We start from the raw sequence: 16,810 nt of genomic DNA, 5'->3' as shown, positions 1-16,810 counted from the left end.
CATCGCGCGTGGCGTACAAAAAAATCGCGCCCCTCGGGGCGCGATTTTCACTTCTGCCGACCCGGCCCCGAGCGGGAGCGCTCAGGGGCCATTGCCTTCCTGACTGCGGCGTTCGAGGTCGTCATGCGCTTCGAACCACATCACATTGATGATGCCGAACGCGAGCGCGAGGCCGAGGCCGAGAATCCAAGAGAAGTACCACATGTCGCGACTCCTTGATCAATACATCGTGTGCGGGTTGTCGTTGACCGTCTCGATCGTCACGCGTCCACGAATCACGCGATACACCCAGCCGGTGTAGAGCAGGACGATGGGCAGGAAGACGACGACGGCGATGAGCATGATTTGCAGCGTGAGCTGACTCGAGGTGGCGTCCCAGACCGTCAGGCTGTTGCCGGGCACAGTAGCCGAGGGCATCACGAACGGGAACATCGAGAAGCCCGCGGTGAGGATGATGCCAGCCATCATCAGGCCAGTGACGACGAACGTCCACGCGTAGGCCCGGCTGGTCGCCAGCAGGGCCGCGAGCAGGGCGCACAAACAGGCAACGATCGGTGCCGCCATCATCCACGGGTACGTCTGATAGTTCGAGAGCCAAAGGCCGGGCCCCGTCGTGACCTGCTTCAGGAGCGGGTTGGCCGGCGAGTCGGTCGCGGCCATCTTCGTGATGGCGAAACCGTCGACATGCGTGGCGACGAGCACGCCCGCCACGAGGAACAGCAGCAGCGTGCCCAGCGCGGTGAGGCGCATGATGCGTCCGGCACGTTCGGCCACGATCGGATCGGCCTTCATGCGCAGATGGGCCGCGCCGTGCGTGAGCAGCATCAGCAGGCTCACGAGGCCGCACAGCAGCGCGAACGGATTGAGCAGCGCCCAGAACGAGCCGGTGTACGTGGAGCGCATGGTGTCGTCGAACGAGAACGGCAGGCCGAGCAGCAAGTTACCGAAGGCCACGCCGAACACCAGCGACGGCACCACGCTGCCGGCGAACAGCGCCCAGTCCCACGAATTGCGCCAGCGTGCGCTCGGCAGTTTGTTGCGGTAGTCGAAGCCGACCGGGCGCAGGAACAACGCGAAGAGCACGAGCAGCAGCGCCCAGTACAAGCCCGAGAACGCCGCCGCGTAGACGAGCGGCCAGGCGGCGAACATGGCGCCGCCCGCCGTCACGAACCAGACCTGGTTGCCTTCCCAGGTGGGCGCGACCGTATTGATGATGACGCGGCGCTCCGCGTCGGTCTTGCCCAGGAAGGGCAGCAGCGTGGCCGTGCCCATGTCGAACCCGTCGAAGAAGGCGAAGCCGATCAGCAGTACGCCGATGAGCACCCACCAGACCAGCTTGAGTACGGTGTAATCGATCATCATGATGTGGTGTCTCCCTGACGATCAGACCGAAGCCGTCGGACGCTTGCCAACCATGGCCGCGCCGTCGGTCCCTTCGGTCTCGAAGTGATAGCGGCCGGTGTGCAGCGACGACGGGCCGAGCTTGACGTACTTCACCATCAGGAACATTTCGACGATGAGCAACGCGGTGTAGAAGATGATGAAGCCCGCGAGGCTCAGGTACAGGTCGGTTGCCGAGAGCGACGAGACCGAAAGGTGGGTCGGCAGCACGCCGGCGATGGTCCACGGCTGACGCCCCATCTCGGCGACGATCCACCCGAATTCGATGGCGATCCACGGCAGCGGAATCGCCCACACCGTCCAGCGCAGGAACCACGCCGAGCGAGGCTTGAGCAGACGACGACGTGCGCACAGCCAGAACGCCCAGAGGAACGTGAACAGGAACAGGAAGCCCAGCGCGACCATGACGCGGAACGACCAGAACACGGGCGCGACGGCCGGAATCGTATCGTTGGCGGCCAGGCGGATCTGCTCAGGCGTGGCGTCGACGACGTTCGGCGTGTACTTCTTGAGCAGCAGACCGTAGCCGAGATCGTCCTTGTATTTGTCGAACTCGGCGTGCATGGCCGGCGACGTGTCGCCGCCGCGCAGCTTCTCGAGGGCCGCGAAGGCGAGCATGCCGCGCCGGATGTTCTCCTCGTGTTCGTCGCGCAATTGCGTGAGGCCGATCACCGGCGTGTCGATCGAGCGCGTGGCGATCAGGCCCATCGCCCAGGGAATCTTCACCGCATAGTCCGTGCGCGCTTCCTTCTGGTTCGGGAAGCCGAACAGCGTGAACGATGCAGGCGGCTTGGCCGTCTCCCATTCCGCTTCGATGGCGGCGAGCTTGACCTTCTGCACTTCGCCCGTGGTGTAGCCCGATTCGTCGCCCAGCACGATGACCGACAGCGTCGAGGCCAGACCAAAGCCGGCCGCGACGGCGAAGGAGCGCAGCGCGAACGGCACGTCACGGCGCTTGAGCAGGTACCAGGCCGAGATGCCGAGCACGAACATGGCGGCGGTGACGTAGCCGGCCGAGAGCGTGTGCACGAACTTCACCTGGGCCACGGGGTTGAAGATCACGTCCCAGATACTGGTCAACTCCATGCGCATGGTCTCGTAGTTGAAGTGCGCGCCGACCGGATTGTTCATCCAGCCGTTGGCCACGAGAATCCACAACGCCGAGAGGTTCGAGCCCAGTGCCACCGCGAACGTGGTGGCCAGGTGGCCGATGCGCGAGAGCTTGTTCCAGCCGAAGAAGAACAGGCCGACGAACGTGGCTTCGAGAAAGAACGCCATCAGGCCTTCAATCGCAAGTGGCACGCCGAAGATGTCGCCCACATAGTGCGAGTAGTACGCCCAGTTGGTGCCAAACTGGAATTCGAGCGTGAGGCCGGTGGTCACGCCCATCGCGAAGTTGATCAGAAAGAGCTTGCCCCAGAACTGGGTCATGTCCTTGTAGATCGGCTTGCCGGTCATCACGTAGACCGATTCCATGATGACAAGCAGCCACGACAGGCCCAGGGTGAGCGGGACAAACAGGAAGTGATACAACGCCGTTATGGCGAACTGCAGGCGCGAGAGGTCAACGACTTCGCTACTGATCATGGCGGACACCTTGACTTGGGGTGGGGGATGGCGCTTCGACGGCTTGCGGCCCGATCAGGGCGCGCGCCACGACATCCGGCGGCAATTGCATGTGCTTGGCCATCGGAGCGTCGAAGAACGCGTGCTTCAGGATGAAAAGGAGTGCTACCTTGATCGCGAGGACGATCAGGATTTCGAACATGAAGCGGGACGGGCGGTTGCGCCAGCGCTGCATCGCCCAGGCACGCAGGGCGGCGATGGCAGGACGCGACGCCGCGACAGGCGCGGCCGTGGCGGGAGGCTTCAGACTGCTAGGAGAGTGGGTGTCCATCCGTGACGGCTCCTGGCGTCGAAAGTCGTTGTGTCGGAAACCGCGTCGACTTTCGCCGCATTTTGCCTCATCGCTTGAAAATGTCAAACCGCGGCGCGGGGGCGGATGACACGCCGACGACGCCAGTTCGATGCGGATTCGAAACACGGGTCCGGCGCAGCGAACGGCCCCCGGGCCGTCCTTCGCACGTAGCATGGCCACGTACAGACAGATTGATTCTATCGACCGCGCTCGCCGACGACATTGCGATGCATCAAGTTCGACGCAAATGAAGCGCGAACTTTCGAAGTCCAATAAAAAAACCCCGTGGATCTCACGGGGTTTCGGTGCCGGCGATGTCGTGTGGCAACGTGTCGCATTGCCGTCGACAATCCGATCGAGGTGTTACGCCGAGGCTTGCAGCGCGCCCTTCATCTTCTTCATTGCGGCGACTTCGATCTGACGGATGCGCTCGGCAGACACGCCGAATTCGTCTGCCAGCTCGTGCAGCGTGGCGCCGCCGCTGCCGTCGTCGGCCACCGACAGCCAGCGCGCTTCGATGATGCGGCGGCTGCGTGCGTCGAGACGGCCGAGGGCCGTTTGCAGGCCATCGCTTTGCAGACGGTCGCGCTCGCGTGCGGCGATCACGGCGGTCGGCTCCTGGTGCGAGTCGGCCAGATACGCGATGGGGGCGAAGCTTGCGCTGTCGCTGTCGTCGCTATGCCCTTCGAGGGCGATATCGCCGCCCGACATGCGCGTTTCCATCTCGACGACGTCTTCGCGCTTGACGTTCAGATCGCGGGCGACCTGATCGATCTCGTCCGGCGTGAACGCCTGCAGGCCTTGCTTCTGGCTGCGCAGATTGAAGAACAGCTTGCGCTGGGCCTTGGTCGTCGCAACCTTGACCGTGCGCCAATTGCGCAGCACATACTCGTGAATCTCGGCCTTGATCCAATGCATGGCGTACGACACGAGTCGCACCCCCTGGGTCGGATCGAAGCGCTTGACGGCTTTCATCAGGCCGATGTTGCCTTCCTGGATCAGGTCGGCGTGCGGCAGACCGTAGCCGAGGTAGTTACGCGCGATCGACACCACCAGGCGCAGGTGCGAGAGCACGAGCTGACGGGCGGCTTCGAGGTCGTCGTTCTCGCGCAGACGCTTGGCAAGCGACTGCTCTTCCTCGGCGGTAAGCAGCGGAATACGATGGACGGCTTGAATATAGCTTTCGATATTGCCCAGACTGCCCGGCAGCATCAATGCAGACGGGGCAAACGCAAGGGCTCGCGAAGTCGGCGCCGTGCCGGTGGCCGGCGTCGTCGGATGCAAAGTGGCGGCAGTACTCAAGTGGCAGACTCCTGGTTAGCCTCTGGAAAGCATTTTAGCACTCTCTTCGAATGAGTGCTAAAGACGTTAGAACCCTTACCGGGCGGGAAGTTTCCGCAATCTCGGGGTTTTCCAGCACCCCCCATCAAACGGGGAAAGTCACTGGCGCAAACGTCACGCGGATGGTGTAAATTGCAACCCAAGCCGCGCGCGTTTGGGGCGAAGACGACGGGAGGTCGACATGGCGGAGAAGCAAATTGACGCGGTACGCGAACGCGAGTCGGCGCGCTTTGACGCGATGGTCGAAGGGGACGTCGAACAACTCGACGCCCTCTTGGCCGACGGTCTCCACTACGTTCATTCGAATGGCAAACGCGAAAGCAAACGCGAATTTCTCGACGCGCTCACCTCGGGCCGCCGTCGTTACCTCGACATCGATATCCGCGCACAGGAACTGCGCCAGTTCGGCGACACCGTGGTCGTCACGGGCAAGCTGAAGGTCGAACTGGAAACCGCCACCGGCTCGCTCGAGTCGCAAATGGCTTATACGGCGGTGCACGTGCTTGAGGCCAACGAATGGCACCTCATTTCGTGGCAGGCGACTCGCATGGCGTCGACCGACTGAATCGCCAGTATTTCGTCAGGCCGATTAGGCCCCGCGTTCCCCTGGCACTCGCTGGATATGTGCCTCAAAACAGCATATTTGATTAATTTCGGAATGAATTGTTCCGAAAATTATTGATTGTGTTCAGGTGCGGGGCGTCGAAGTCCAGGGGGGGGCCTCGCCGTTGCGCTCGAGCGTCGCTGGAGCGCATGCGACGGCTTTCTATTGGATGCGCCCCAGTGCCTGACGAATCACCTCGACTTGCCGGGCGATCGGCGCGGGCACGGCAACGGTGCCGGCCAGCACCGCTTCAATCCACTGCGCGGTTGCCGGTGCGTCGGCCGCCGGGAGCATCGGCGGCGTGCCCGTCGCGCCGTCTTCCGCTTCCTGCCAAAGTTGGTAAGCCCCATCCGAAAAGCCGTCGATGGCGGCCTGACGGCGCGCATCCGCGACCGGTTCACCTTCCGTGCCCCGCGCGAGCAGCACGCCCGGCGCCGGACTGTTGGCCGCGTCGGCAAACATCTCACTGAGCGTTTCGCGATATTCCGGGTGCGTGTAATTCACGAGCCGCAACGCGGGACCGGCAAACGGCTGCAACAACTTCACCACGGTGTGGCCGGAGTTGCGAACACCCAGCGCCGAACGCATCTCCAGCAGTCGCTCCAGCGCCGGGGAAAGCGCCGCAATCGGCAGATAGGCGACACGACGCGTTCGCAGTGCCGCCTCGGCCTCGGTCGCCGATTGACAGGCGGCATGACCCAGTGCGGTAAAGATCGCCTGGGAGCCCACGCGATTCGCGCCGCTGTGATGCTGACCGTGCACGAGTACCGGAATCCCCTCGCGGGCGAGCAGCAAGGCAAGCAGCGGCGTGAGGTTCGGTTGCTTGCGCGCGCCGTTGTAACTGGGCAGCAGCACCGGTGGCGGGGCGTCGGTGGGGGCGATGAGCGGCGTAAATGTCGCGTGTGCGGCGTCGAGCATCGCGCGCAGTTCGACCGGCGTTTCCCCCTTGATGCGATAGGCGATCAGAACCCCGCCCAGCTCAGCCGGGGCCACGCGGCCGGCGAGGATGGCGTCGAACAGGGTACGCGTCTCGTCGGCGTTGAGTGCCCGTGCGCCTTTCGCCCCGCGAGCGATGATTTTGAGCAGCGGTGCACAGGCGAAAGGAGCGGCAGAGGTCATGGCACGTCGGTGTTGGGGTCGCGGGGGCGGTGCAGGGGACGGGCGAGCCGCTGTGATCCTGCCGCCGGATATCCATCTATCATACGCAATCAAGTGTCATCGCGACCAGCGCTTGAAGTACCATTTCGTGTTCAGACGCGGCCCCTGAGGCTTGACGCCGGCGCCGCGCCTTCCCCAATCTCGCCTCCGAGGTCAGCCATGTCCACGCTGTATAGCTATTTCCGCAGTTCCGCCGCGTATCGCGTGCGGATCGCCCTGAATTTGAAGGGCCTCGATTACGAGACCGTGCCGGTGCATCTGGTGCGCGAGGGCGGCGAGCAGCGCAAACCGGCGTACCTTGCGCTCAACGTCAACGGATTGGTGCCGACGTTCGTCGACGAGGGTGTGAACCTTCATCAATCGCTGGCCATCATCGAGTATCTCGAAGACGTGCATCCGACGCCTGCGCTGCTGCCGGCCGACCCGGTGGCGCGCGCTCAGGTGCGGGCACTGGCGCTCGACATCGCCGCGGACATCCACCCGATCGACAACCTGCGCGTGCTGCGTTACCTCAAGCACGACCTGGGGGTGACCGACGCGCAGAAAGATGCGTGGTATGTCCACTGGGTCGTGGAGGGTTTCACGGCGCTGGAAGCCCGCCTGGCGGCGCAGTCGCCGCACGGCAGGTTCACCTTTGGCGACACCCCGACGCTCGCGGATTGCTGCCTCGTGCCGCAGGTCTACAACGCGAACCGATTCAAGGTAGACATGACGCGCTTCCCGCGAATTGCCGCCGTCAACGCGCACTGCCTGACACTTGACGCCTTCCGCCGCGCCGCGCCCGAAGCGCAACCCGACGCCGAGTAAGCCACACGATGGTTGATCCCGCGTTCTGGCGGGGCATGGCGCTGGGCGCCAGCCTCATCATGGCCATTGGCGCGCAGAATGCGTTTGTGCTGCGTCAGGGCATTCTTCGACGCCATGTCGGCGTGGTCGTGGCTGTCTGCGCAATTTGCGACATGGTCTTGATTGCGGCGGGGGTCGCGGGCATGGGCGGTTTGATCGCCGCCTATCCGCGCTTCCTGACGGCCGTGACGTGGGGCGGCGCCGCGTTTCTGTTCTGGTACGGTCTGCGCGCGTGGCGTGCCGCGTTGCGCGGTGCGGGCGCCTTGCAGGCCGACGGCAGCCGCGCGGCTACGCAGGACATGACCTGGCAGCGAGCGTTCGTGCTCGTGTTGATGCTCTCGTTACTCAATCCGCACGTTTATCTCGACACGGTGATTCTGTTGGGCGGCATCGGCGCGCGCGAGGTGCCGCCCGGGAATGCGTGGTTTGCCGTGGGCGCGATGACCGCCTCCGTTTTGTGGTTCACCACGCTCGGCTATGGCGCCCGGTTGCTTGCGCCGCTGTTTGCGCGCGCGCGAGCATGGCAGATCCTCGATGGGATCGTCGGCATGATGATGTGGGGGCTCTGCGCAGGACTCGTCGCGCAGCAGTGGTAATGCGTTGTTATCGGGCGGCGCTGTCTTGCGTCGCCGGAAAAGGCAACGGCCCGCCCCGTGATGCGGGCGGGCCGTTGGCATTGTGGCCGGCGGATGCGCTTGACTGAGTCGGCTGAGTTAGCCGAGCAAGGCGTCGGCGAATTCGCGCGCCGAGAACGGCTGCAGATCCTCGACCTTTTCGCCCACGCCGATGAAGTACACCGGCACCGGACGCTGACGCGCAATGGCGGCGAGAATGCCGCCCTTGGCCGTGCCGTCGAGCTTTGTCACGATGAGGCCGGTGAGTTGCAGCGCGTCGTCGAACGCCTTGACCTGCGTGAGCGCGTTTTGTCCCGTGTTGGCGTCGATCACGAGCAGCACCTCGTGCGGTGCGCCCTCGGCAGCTTTGCCCAACACGCGCCTGATCTTCTTCAACTCTTCCATCAGATGCAATTGTGTGGGCAGTCGGCCAGCGGTGTCGGCCATCACGATGTCGATCTTGCGCGCGCGTGCGGCAGTCACAGCGTCGAACACGACGGCGGCCGGGTCGCCGTTCTCCTGTGAGACGACGGCGACGTTGTTGCGCTCGCCCCAGATCGCCAGTTGTTCTCGTGCCGCCGCGCGGAAGGTGTCGCCGGCGGCGAGCAGCACGGACTGGCCGTAGTGCTGGAAGTGTTTGGCGAGCTTGCCGATGCTTGTCGTCTTGCCTGCGCCGTTCACGCCCGCGATCATCACGACCATCGGCGACTCGCGACCGAGAACCAGGCTCTGTTCCAACGGCTGCAGCAATTCGACCAGCAGATCGTGCAGCGCGCGCTTGACCTGCTCGCCTTCGGTCAGCCGGTCAGTCTTGACCTTCTTGCGCAGGGCGCCGATCAGGAAAGCTGTGGCTTCCACGCCGGCGTCGCTCATCAGCAGCGCGTCTTCCAGTTCCTCGAACAGGTTCTCGTCGACTTTCACGCCGATGAAGATGCCCGTGAGACCGGCGCTCGTCTTCGACAGTCCCGCCTTCAGGCGCGTGAGCCAGGAGCGTTTGGTGGCCGGGGCTTGGGCCGGGGCCGCGACGATCTCGCCGATGGCGTCGCCGTGGGCATCCTTGACAACGACGGCCGGGGGCGGTGCGGCCGGCTCGATCGACGATATCGGCGCAATGGGCTCAATCGGCTCAATCGGCTCAATCGGCTCGACGGGTTCCGCCAGTTCCGCCTGTTCGGGCGCGATTTGCGGCGCAATCGTGGGTGTGGACTGCGCCGGCGTGACGAGCGATGGGACATTCGCCTGCGCCGGCTCGGACGGCACCGCATTTTGGACCGGGGTGACGGGCGGGGGCGCGGCGTCGATGGGTGCGGTGGGTGCCTGCGCGGCTTCGGCCGGCACGCTAGCGGGCACGACGGCCGGTGCGATGTCGGCCTTCGCCGCAGCGTCTTCGACCGGCAAGCTTGGCGAAGCGGGCGTTTCCGGGATTTCCGGCGATGGCGCCAGCGCGTCGGACGCGAGGGATTCGGTCGATGCGGGACTCGTCTCGGCGGCTTTGTTACCGCCCGACTTGAAGCGCTTGAAGAAACTGAACATGGGGTGAAGAACTCGACGTGGGCGCACGCGGTCAGCGTGCGTCTGTGATTTGTCTTGCCATTCGCGTCGCACAAAACGCCCTACAATGGGCGGGTCGTGATTTCCGACGCGGGAAATGCGACGTATTTTATCAGACGCGAATCAACGTCCGTGACGGGCGAAAGGGGATCCATGACGGGAACCATGCGCTGGCGACATACCTTGGCCGGACTCATCCTGGCCAGTGTGGCATGCCTGAGCCAGGCGGCCGACACCGCCGGCAGCAAAACGGCGGATAACACGTCGGAATTCACGTTATCGAACGGGCTGCGGCTGATCGTGCGCGAAGACCACCGGGCACCGACGGTGGCCCACGTGGTTTGGTATCGCGCGGGCTCGCTCGACGAATTCAACGGCACGACAGGTGTGGCCCACGTGCTCGAACACATGATGTTCAAGGGCACCAAGGCTGTCGGGCCGGGCCAGTTTTCGCGTCAGGTGGCGGCGCTGGGTGGCCGCGAAAATGCGTTCACCAGCAAGGACTACACCGGCTACTTCGAGCAGACGGAGAAGTCGCGTCTGCCGGAGATGATGCGTCTCGAGGCCGACCGCATGGCCAACCTCACGCTCTCCGGCGACGAGTTCGCCAAAGAGATTCAGGTGGTCATGGAGGAGCGCCGGCTGCGCACGGACGATCAGCCGCGCGCATTGCTCTACGAGCAACTGATGGCCTCGGCGCTCGTTGCCAATCCCTATCGTCGCCCAATCGTCGGCTGGATGGACGACCTTCAGCACATGACCGTCCAGGACGCACGCGACTGGTATGCGCGCTGGTATGCGCCGAACAATGCGGTGGTGGTCGTGAGCGGCGATGTCGATCCCGCGCAGGTCAAGCAACTCGCCGAGACCTATTACGGCTCGCTCAAGCCGCATGCGTTGCCCGATCGGCGTCCTCAGAACGAGCCGGCACAACTCGGCGTGCGCCGGGTGTTCGTGAAAGCGCCGGCCGAGAATCCACACGTGATGCTCGCGTGGCGTGCGCCCCGTCTGACCGACGTCGAAAAGGACGACGACGTCTATGCGTTGCAGGTGCTCGCCGCCGTGCTCGACGGCTATGGCAATGCGCGTCTGACGAGCCGTCTCGTGCGCGAGCAACGCATCGCGAACGATGTTGGTGCCAACTACGATGGCGTGGGCCGTGGCCCGCAATTCTTCCTTCTCGACGGCACCCCCGCGAAGGACAAGACGCCTGAGCAGCTCGAGAAGGCGCTTCGCGCGCAGGTGGCCGATATTGCGGCGCATGGTGTGACCGCGGCGGAACTTGGGCGGGTGAAGGCGCAGGTCGTTGCCTCGCAAATCTACAAACGCGACTCGGTGTTCGGCCAGGCGATGGAGATCGGTCTGAACGAAATGTCGGGCATCTCGTGGCGGCAGATCGATCGCATGCTCGACAAGGTGAAGGCGGTCACGCCGGCACAGGTGCAGGCGGTGGCCGGCAAGTACTTCGGCGATGCGTCCCTGACTGTGGCGACGCTGGTTCCCCAGCCCATCGACGAAGCGACACGAAAGCGCCGCGCCCAAGGGGCGGAAGACTTGAAGAACATGCGCTGAGAGGGCCACACGATGATGAAAATTTCCGCACTGTTGCGTGCGTTCTCTGTGCCTGCGCGCACGGGCTTTACGGCGAGCGTTGCTGCCGTTGCCGCGGGTGCGATTATTGCCGTCACGCCGCTGAGTGCTCGCGCGGCGCTGCCGATTCAAAGCTGGGTGGCGCCGTCGGGCGCCAAGGTGATGTTCGTCGAGAGTCGTTCGATCCCGATGATCGACCTGAACATCGACTTCGATGCCGGCAGTCGCTACGATCCGCCGGGGAAGTCCGGTCTGGCGATGCTCACGGCGGGCTTGCTCGACGCGGGCGCGTCCGCCGCAGCCGGGCGCCCCGCGCTGACCGAGGCGCAGATTGCCGATCGCTTTGCCGACGTGGGCGCGATGGAAGCGACAAGTGCCGGACGCGATGCCGCGACCGTCACCCTGCGCACGCTGTCGTCAGCGACCGAACGCGATGCGGCGGTCGGCGCGATGGCGCAGTTCCTGCAACATCCTACGTTCCCCGATGCGGTGCTCAAGCGGGAAGCGGCGCGTCTGTCGGCGGCGATTGCGGAATCCGATACGAAGCCCGAGGCGATTGCCGAGAAGGCATTTCGCCGCGCGATCTACGGCAGCCATCCGTATGGTGTCAGCCCGACGGTGGCGAGTGTGAACGCCGTGAAGCGCGACGATCTGGTGCGTTTCTACCGCGACATGTACAGCCCGAAGCGGGCGGTCGTGACGATCGTCGGCGACATCGATCGAGCGCAGGCGGAGGCGCTCGTCGCCACGCTGACCGACGCCATGCCCGTGGGCGTGACGCCGCCGGCGATGCCGTCGGTCGCGTCGTTGAGCAGTGCCGTGCAGATCGATCTGCCGCACCCGGCCGAGCAGGCGCACATTGTGACGGGGCAGGCGTCGGTGGCGCGCAGTGATCCCGACTACTTCCCGTTGCTCGTGGGTAACTATGTCCTGGGCGGCGGGGGCTTCGTGTCGCGCTTGACGACGGAGGTGCGCGAAAAACGCGGTCTGACGTACGGCGTGTCGAGTGGCTTCATGCCGCAGTTGCAGGAGGGGCCGTTCGAGATCAGTTTGCAGACGCGCCGTGAGCAGGCACCGGAGGCGCTCAAGGTCGTGCGTGAAACGCTCGCCAAGTTCGTCCAGGACGGGCCGACCGACGCGGAGATGCAGGCCGCCAAGGACAACCTGACCAACGGCTTTCCGCTGCGACTCGACAGTAATCGAAAGCTGCTGGCGAACGTGGCCGCTATCGGCTTTTATCACCTGCCGCTGGACTACCTCGATACGTGGACCCGCAACGTTGAGGCCGTGACCGCTGCGCAGGTAAAGAGCGCCTTCGCGCGTCACGTGGCGCCGGACCGGCTCGTCACGGTCGTCGTGGGGCCGAGTGACGTCTTCGGCGGCGCAAGCGCAGGCGCGGCGGCGCCCAGCGGAAGATCTTCGGTACGCACGCAAACGAAATAATCATCGCATCGTCGTGGGATTGACGCGACGTATTGACATACGACATACGACAGACGGCACCGACAGCTTTCGGTGCCGTTTTTCGTTGGCTTGCGTGAGCGGGCCGAAAGGTACGACGCGGCGTTACCGAAGAATGCGCCTGCGCAGCAGTACGAGTGCCGCGGCGAACCCGACGACCGCATAGATGGCGAGCGCGCTTGCATGCAGCCATGGCAGGTCGATGGGGCGTCCGAGCATGGCGGGGCGGATCAGCGCTACCGCGTGGGCCAGGGGCAGCCATTCAGTGACGTGACGAGCTGCCGCCGGCAGTTGCGCCAAGGGGAAGAACACCCCCGAGAGCAGCAGCATCGGTGTCATGACCAGCGTCTGGTAAAACATGAAGAAGTCATAGCTCGGCGCGAGCGCCGTCATCACCATCGCCAGACTGGCGAACGCGAGCCCCGCCAGCAGGATCGCCGGCAGTACGACAGGCATGCTGTCGATGCGCGCGTAGCCGAGCGCGCTGGCCACCAGCAGGATTGCGACACCTGAGAGTACGGCCTTGCTCGCCGCCCACACGACTTCGCCGAGCACTACGTCGCCCAGCGTGAGCGGCGTGTGCATGAGCGCTTCCCACGTGCGCTGCACATGCATGCGCGAGAAGCCCGAGTACATCGATTCGAAGCTGGCGGAGAACATCACGCTTGAGCCAACGGTCCCGGCGGCGAGAAACGCAATGTATGAGGTGCCGTCGACCTCGCCGACCATCATGCCGAGGCCGAACCCCAGCCCGAAGAGGTAGATCATCGGGTCAGCCAGATTGCCGAACAGCGACGCGATGGCGAGCTTGCGCCAGACAAGGAAGTTGCGCCGCCAGACGCCCATCCACGGCGAGATGCCGGGCAGGTAGCGAGGCGTCTCCGGGGTGCGTTCGTGGGGTGGGCCCGCGCGATGCGCGCCCACCGTCGAGACTGCCGCGCTGTCGCCGGTATCACCGGTATCGCCGGTGTCGCATGTTTCGGGTGCGTCGGGCATGGGATGGTCACGCTTAGTCATCGCGCATCTCCCGGCCGGTGAGTTTGAGAAAGACGTCTTCCAGATTGGCTCGCCGATGCAGATATCGAACGCCGGGCTGTTCTTGCAGCGCTGCAACGACCGGCACCGCGTCGCGCACATAGCAGAAGTGGGTCTCGCCACTCGTCTCGATGCGGTCGGCCAGTGGCGTCAGGCGCGCGAGCAGGGCTTGCGGCACGTCGCCGAACACCTCCACGACATCGCAGCCGATTTCCCGCGCAACAAGTTCGGGCGGGGTGCCCTCGGCGATCTTGCGGCCGGCATCGATCACGCACAGACGATGGCACAGGCGCTCGGCTTCTTCCATGAAGTGCGTCGTGAGCAGAATCGTCTTGCCCTCGTTCATCAGCGACTTGAGCCGTTCCCAGATCAGGTGGCGAGCTTGCGGATCGAGGCCCGTCGTGGGCTCGTCGAGTACAAGCACATCGGGATTGTTGATGAGCGCCCGGGCGAGTGTGAGACGTCGTTTCATGCCGCCTGAGAGTTGGCTGACGCGGGCATCTGCCTTCGACTCGAGTCGCGCGAACGCGAGCAGGGCGGGCACGCGTTCCCGAAGCTCGGCAGAGGAGAGTCCGAAATAGCGTCCGAAGACCGCGAGGTTCTCGCGCACGGTGAAGTCGGGATCGAGGTTGTCGAATTGCGGCACGACACCGACGCGGCGTCGCGCCTGTGGCGCCTGTCGCGGCACGGACAGGCCACCGAGACGGATTTCACCGCTGTCGGGCGTGACCAGGCCCAGCAGCATGCGCAACGTGGTGGTCTTGCCGGCCCCGTTGGGCCCGAGCAAGCCGAAACACTCGCCCGGCGCGACGCGCAGCGAAAGATGGTCGACCACGGGACGGCCGTCATAGGCCTTGCATAGCTCAATTACCTCGATGGCGGCGTCGGTCATGGCGAATCGGGCGGTTTCCTGTGATGTCCTGCCGGGCGCGTCGTCGTTGTGCCACTGGCGTCGAGGCAGACGCTCGCCGCTCGGGATCGACGCATCGTCTGCCATCGTATGCCTTGATGGGGCAGGTCTTGCGGGCGATGTGGTATGTTTCGCCTCAACAATGTAGCGTGAATTGTCATGATTTTGGATTCCTGGCGTGCGCAGCCGCGCGCGCGAACTCATTTTTGCACGGGTGACGGTGTCTCCGGCAAGGCTGTCCTGCGGGGAACACGATGAAGTCCGGTTCGGGAAACGTGGCACGCGGCGCGCCGCAGCAGGTGCGCATCATTGGCGGCCAGTGGAAGCGCACGCCGCTGCCGGTGCCGTCGGGCGAAGGCCTGCGGCCCACGCCTGACCGTGTGCGGGAAACCCTGTTCAATTGGCTGGGTCAGGATCTGGGCGGCATGCGGTGCCTCGACGCGTTCGCGGGCAGCGGCGCGCTGGGATTCGAGGCCGCCTCGCGGGGTGCCGCCCGCGTGCTGATGGTTGAGCACGCCGCGCGGGCCGTTCGGCAACTGCGTGCCAATCAGGACAAACTCGGGGCCGATCAGATCGAGATCGTGCAGGCCGATGCCCGTCGTCTGATAACCACACTCCCGCCCGGGGCTTTTGACGTGGTGTTTCTCGATCCGCCGTTTGCGAGCGGCTGGATGAACGACCTGCTGGCGCCTGCGGCCCGTCTGCTCGCCCCTGGCGGGGTGATCTACGCCGAATCGGACATCGCGCTGGAGGACGACGCACTGGCGGTGCTCGACCTCGCATGCCTGCGACGGGCGAAAGCCGGGGCCGTGCATTATCATTTGCTTGAATCGATACCGAAAACCTAGAGACCACAATGAACAAGTACGCAGCACAGGTCCCCAGCCGCGAGGAGACGTTGGCATGGTAGTGGCGATTTATCCGGGGACGTTCGACCCGTTGACCCGAGGACATGAAGATCTGGTCCGCCGTGCAGCAGGGATTTTCGACAAGCTCGTCGTTGGCGTGGCGGATAGCCGAAACAAGAAGCCGTTCTTCTCGCTGGAAGAGCGCATCGACATCGCGCGCGAAGTGCTGGGTCACTATCCGAACGTCAGCGTGGAAGGGTTTTCCGGGCTGCTCAAGGACTTCGTGCGCAAGCACCAGGCCCGTGTGATCGTGCGCGGCCTGCGCGCCGTGTCCGACTTCGAGTACGAGTTCCAGATGGCCGGGATGAACCGCTATCTGTTGCCCGATGTGGAAACGATGTTCATGACGCCGTCTGACCAGTACCAGTTCATCTCGGGCACGATCGTGCGCGAGATCGCGCAACTGGGTGGCGACGTCAGCAAGTTCGTGTTTCCTTCCGTCGAAAAATGGCTGATGACGAAAGTCGGCAGCCTGCCGACGAACGGATGAGTATCGCGTACGCCGGCCCGGCCCTTGCGGCTGACCGGCGTTGCGATACGGCTGGAGGTGCCGTATGGCCTTGATGATTACCGATGAATGCATCAATTGCGACGTGTGCGAGCCGGAGTGCCCGAACGACGCGATTTCGATGGGGGTCGAGATTTACGAGATCGATCCGAACAAGTGCACCGAATGTGTGGGGCACTTCGATGAACCGCAGTGCGTGCAGGTGTGTCCGGTGGAGTGCATTCCCATCAACCCCGAACACGTCGAGACGCCCGAGCAACTGCTCGAGAAGTACACCCATCTGCAAGCGGCCAAGACGGCCTGAGCGGCGTGCCGGCCAAGCCAGCCGCGCACTGTGCGCGGCAGCGCCGCTTATTTCCCCGGTGCGGCGTGCAGGCGCATCATTGCCTTTTCCATCTCGCCTTTGACGACCTGATCGACGATGTCGAGCGAGCGCGACATCGCGTCGTCGATCTGCGCCTGCTCTTCCTTGCGCGGCGGCTTGAGCACGAAGTCCACGACCTGCTGTTGGCTGCCCGTCGGCTGAAGCGTGCGCGGATGGCCGATGCCCAGACGCAGACGCCAAAACTCGGGCGTCGTCAGATGCGCGGCGATGTCCTTCAGTCCGTTGTGACCACCGCTGCCCCCACCACGCTTGAGTTTCACCGTGCCGGGCAGCAGATCGAGTTCGTCGTGCACGACGAGGATTTCATCCGGCAGGATCTTGTAGAAGCGTGCGAGCGCCACAACCGACTGCCCCGAGCGGTTCATGAAGGTCTGCGGCTCGAGCAACCAGACTTCCTGGCCGGCAATGCGTGTGCGCGCTGCATAGCCGTGGAAGTTCTTCTGGTTCGTGAGCGACGCACCGCATTGCTGCGCCAACGCGTCGACGAACCAGAAACCGGCGTTGTGACGCGTTGCTGTGTATTCGGCGCCCGGATTGCCGAGCCCTACGATCAGCTTGATCATTTCGGTATCACGATCTT

At 64.3% G+C, this 16,810-nt stretch carries 18 protein-coding genes; 8 read left to right on the top strand and 10 right to left on the bottom strand.

The genetic code is table 11. From position 1 onward, the window contains the following. Nucleotides 1-81 precede the first annotated feature (81 nt). From cydX to rpoH, 5 genes are all read right to left on the bottom strand, one after another. Nucleotides 82-204 carry a cytochrome bd-I oxidase subunit CydX gene (cydX, locus tag PanNE5_RS04355; RefSeq protein ID WP_017232677.1) on the bottom strand — a complete coding sequence of 41 codons (123 nt, stop codon included), beginning with the start codon at nucleotides 202-204 and terminating at the stop codon, nucleotides 82-84. A 15-nt stretch (nucleotides 205-219) separates the two neighbouring features. Beyond that, a complete protein-coding gene (gene cydB / locus PanNE5_RS04350) occupies nucleotides 220-1,356 on the bottom strand; it encodes a cytochrome d ubiquinol oxidase subunit II (protein WP_026131722.1) in 1,137 nt (378 codons plus the stop codon). A 27-nt stretch (nucleotides 1,357-1,383) separates the two neighbouring features. Then, nucleotides 1,384-2,988 (bottom strand): cytochrome ubiquinol oxidase subunit I, encoded by a 1,605-nt coding sequence (locus tag PanNE5_RS04345; protein WP_017232675.1) that lies wholly within the window; start codon nucleotides 2,986-2,988, stop codon nucleotides 1,384-1,386. Continuing rightward, nucleotides 2,978-3,298 carry a cytochrome oxidase putative small subunit CydP gene (gene cydP / locus PanNE5_RS04340; RefSeq protein WP_017232674.1) on the bottom strand — a complete coding sequence of 107 codons (321 nt, stop codon included), beginning with the start codon at nucleotides 3,296-3,298 and terminating at the stop codon, nucleotides 2,978-2,980. Before cydP ends, PanNE5_RS04345 begins: the two co-directional genes overlap by 11 nt. Before the next feature lie 384 nt (nucleotides 3,299-3,682). Continuing rightward, complete coding sequence (gene rpoH / locus PanNE5_RS04335; RefSeq protein ID WP_026131720.1) at nucleotides 3,683-4,621, bottom strand: RNA polymerase sigma factor RpoH; 939 nt, start codon at nucleotides 4,619-4,621, stop codon at nucleotides 3,683-3,685. 220 nt (nucleotides 4,622-4,841) lie between these two features. On the opposite strand from rpoH, the gene PanNE5_RS04330 reads away from it, so the two are divergent. Further along, nucleotides 4,842-5,225, top strand: a complete 384-nt coding sequence (locus PanNE5_RS04330; RefSeq protein ID WP_017232672.1) for a nuclear transport factor 2 family protein — start codon at nucleotides 4,842-4,844, stop codon at nucleotides 5,223-5,225. Between the two features lie 201 nt (nucleotides 5,226-5,426). On the opposite strand, the gene ybiB is transcribed toward PanNE5_RS04330, so the two are convergent. Further along, nucleotides 5,427-6,383: a DNA-binding protein YbiB gene (gene ybiB / locus PanNE5_RS04325; protein ID WP_261939302.1), complete on the bottom strand. Its 957-nt coding sequence runs from the start codon at nucleotides 6,381-6,383 to the stop codon at nucleotides 5,427-5,429. Nucleotides 6,384-6,581: 198 nt separating this feature from the next. Here ybiB and maiA point away from each other — a divergent pair, with 198 nt between their 5' ends. After that, nucleotides 6,582-7,229 (top strand): maleylacetoacetate isomerase, encoded by a 648-nt coding sequence (gene maiA / locus PanNE5_RS04320; protein WP_017232670.1) that lies wholly within the window; start codon nucleotides 6,582-6,584, stop codon nucleotides 7,227-7,229. Nucleotides 7,230-7,237: 8 nt separating this feature from the next. Next, the gene (locus PanNE5_RS04315) at nucleotides 7,238-7,864 is read left to right on the top strand and encodes a LysE/ArgO family amino acid transporter (protein WP_017232669.1); all 627 of its coding nucleotides are present in this window, start codon (nucleotides 7,238-7,240) and stop codon (nucleotides 7,862-7,864) included. Nucleotides 7,865-7,981: 117 nt separating this feature from the next. Here PanNE5_RS04315 and ftsY read toward each other — a convergent pair whose 3' ends face one another. After that, on the bottom strand, nucleotides 7,982-9,415 hold the full coding sequence (gene ftsY / locus PanNE5_RS04310) for a signal recognition particle-docking protein FtsY (protein ID WP_261939301.1): 1,434 nt from the start codon (nucleotides 9,413-9,415) through the stop codon (nucleotides 7,982-7,984). A gap of 171 nt (nucleotides 9,416-9,586) precedes the next feature. Here ftsY and PanNE5_RS04305 point away from each other — a divergent pair, with 171 nt between their 5' ends. Further along, nucleotides 9,587-11,005, top strand: a complete 1,419-nt coding sequence (locus PanNE5_RS04305) for a M16 family metallopeptidase (protein WP_017232667.1) — start codon at nucleotides 9,587-9,589, stop codon at nucleotides 11,003-11,005. A gap of 12 nt (nucleotides 11,006-11,017) precedes the next feature. Further along, nucleotides 11,018-12,466 (top strand): M16 family metallopeptidase, encoded by a 1,449-nt coding sequence (locus tag PanNE5_RS04300; protein ID WP_261939300.1) that lies wholly within the window; start codon nucleotides 11,018-11,020, stop codon nucleotides 12,464-12,466. Between the two features lie 123 nt (nucleotides 12,467-12,589). On the opposite strand, the gene PanNE5_RS04295 is transcribed toward PanNE5_RS04300, so the two are convergent. Further along, complete coding sequence (locus PanNE5_RS04295; protein ID WP_410007579.1) at nucleotides 12,590-13,480, bottom strand: ABC transporter permease; 891 nt, start codon at nucleotides 13,478-13,480, stop codon at nucleotides 12,590-12,592. A 13-nt stretch (nucleotides 13,481-13,493) separates the two neighbouring features. After that, nucleotides 13,494-14,411 carry a nodulation factor ABC transporter ATP-binding protein NodI gene (nodI, locus tag PanNE5_RS04290; RefSeq protein ID WP_026131719.1) on the bottom strand — a complete coding sequence of 306 codons (918 nt, stop codon included), beginning with the start codon at nucleotides 14,409-14,411 and terminating at the stop codon, nucleotides 13,494-13,496. A 272-nt stretch (nucleotides 14,412-14,683) separates the two neighbouring features. Here nodI and rsmD point away from each other — a divergent pair, with 272 nt between their 5' ends. The 3 genes from rsmD to PanNE5_RS04275 all read left to right on the top strand — a co-directional run bounded on the left by rsmD (nucleotide 14,684) and on the right by PanNE5_RS04275 (nucleotide 16,149). Then, the gene (rsmD, locus tag PanNE5_RS04285; RefSeq protein ID WP_017232663.1) at nucleotides 14,684-15,277 is read left to right on the top strand and encodes a 16S rRNA (guanine(966)-N(2))-methyltransferase RsmD; all 594 of its coding nucleotides are present in this window, start codon (nucleotides 14,684-14,686) and stop codon (nucleotides 15,275-15,277) included. A 55-nt stretch (nucleotides 15,278-15,332) separates the two neighbouring features. Then, nucleotides 15,333-15,827 (top strand): pantetheine-phosphate adenylyltransferase, encoded by a 495-nt coding sequence (gene coaD / locus PanNE5_RS04280; protein ID WP_017232662.1) that lies wholly within the window; start codon nucleotides 15,333-15,335, stop codon nucleotides 15,825-15,827. 64 nt (nucleotides 15,828-15,891) lie between these two features. Continuing rightward, complete coding sequence (locus tag PanNE5_RS04275) at nucleotides 15,892-16,149, top strand: YfhL family 4Fe-4S dicluster ferredoxin (RefSeq protein ID WP_017232661.1); 258 nt, start codon at nucleotides 15,892-15,894, stop codon at nucleotides 16,147-16,149. A gap of 47 nt (nucleotides 16,150-16,196) precedes the next feature. On the opposite strand, the gene pth is transcribed toward PanNE5_RS04275, so the two are convergent. Then, the gene (pth, locus tag PanNE5_RS04270; protein WP_017232660.1) at nucleotides 16,197-16,793 is read right to left on the bottom strand and encodes an aminoacyl-tRNA hydrolase; all 597 of its coding nucleotides are present in this window, start codon (nucleotides 16,791-16,793) and stop codon (nucleotides 16,197-16,199) included. Between the last annotated feature and the right edge of the window lie 17 nt (nucleotides 16,794-16,810).

It is taken from the genome of Pandoraea sp. NE5 (assembly GCF_024363545.1).
Lineage (GTDB): Bacteria > Pseudomonadota > Gammaproteobacteria > Burkholderiales > Burkholderiaceae > Pandoraea > Pandoraea cepalis.
The sequence above is the reverse complement of the archived record's forward strand: the minus strand, read 5'-3'. Positions and strand labels throughout refer to the sequence as shown.

Excerpts from the sequence above, each read along its gene's own strand:
- cydX (WP_017232677.1), bottom strand. The coding sequence starts at position 204 with ATGTGGTACTTCTCTTGGATTCTCGGCCTCGGCCTCGCGCTCGCGTTC.
- PanNE5_RS04345 (WP_017232675.1), bottom strand. The coding sequence starts at position 2,988 with ATGATCAGTAGCGAAGTCGTTGACCTCTCGCGCCTGCAGTTCGCCATA.
- cydP (WP_017232674.1), bottom strand. The coding sequence starts at position 3,298 with ATGGACACCCACTCTCCTAGCAGTCTGAAGCCTCCCGCCACGGCCGCG.
- PanNE5_RS04330 (WP_017232672.1), top strand. The coding sequence starts at position 4,842 with ATGGCGGAGAAGCAAATTGACGCGGTACGCGAACGCGAGTCGGCGCGC.
- ybiB (WP_261939302.1), bottom strand. The coding sequence starts at position 6,383 with ATGACCTCTGCCGCTCCTTTCGCCTGTGCACCGCTGCTCAAAATCATC.
- maiA (WP_017232670.1), top strand. The coding sequence starts at position 6,582 with ATGTCCACGCTGTATAGCTATTTCCGCAGTTCCGCCGCGTATCGCGTG.
- PanNE5_RS04315 (WP_017232669.1), top strand. The coding sequence starts at position 7,238 with ATGGTTGATCCCGCGTTCTGGCGGGGCATGGCGCTGGGCGCCAGCCTC.
- ftsY (WP_261939301.1), bottom strand. The coding sequence starts at position 9,415 with ATGTTCAGTTTCTTCAAGCGCTTCAAGTCGGGCGGTAACAAAGCCGCC.
- PanNE5_RS04305 (WP_017232667.1), top strand. The coding sequence starts at position 9,587 with ATGACGGGAACCATGCGCTGGCGACATACCTTGGCCGGACTCATCCTG.
- PanNE5_RS04300 (WP_261939300.1), top strand. The coding sequence starts at position 11,018 with ATGATGAAAATTTCCGCACTGTTGCGTGCGTTCTCTGTGCCTGCGCGC.
- PanNE5_RS04295 (WP_410007579.1), bottom strand. The coding sequence starts at position 13,480 with ATGCCCGACGCACCCGAAACATGCGACACCGGCGATACCGGTGATACC.
- nodI (WP_026131719.1), bottom strand. The coding sequence starts at position 14,411 with ATGACCGACGCCGCCATCGAGGTAATTGAGCTATGCAAGGCCTATGAC.
- rsmD (WP_017232663.1), top strand. The coding sequence starts at position 14,684 with ATGAAGTCCGGTTCGGGAAACGTGGCACGCGGCGCGCCGCAGCAGGTG.
- coaD (WP_017232662.1), top strand. The coding sequence starts at position 15,333 with ATGGTAGTGGCGATTTATCCGGGGACGTTCGACCCGTTGACCCGAGGA.
- PanNE5_RS04275 (WP_017232661.1), top strand. The coding sequence starts at position 15,892 with ATGGCCTTGATGATTACCGATGAATGCATCAATTGCGACGTGTGCGAG.
- pth (WP_017232660.1), bottom strand. The coding sequence starts at position 16,793 with ATGATCAAGCTGATCGTAGGGCTCGGCAATCCGGGCGCCGAATACACA.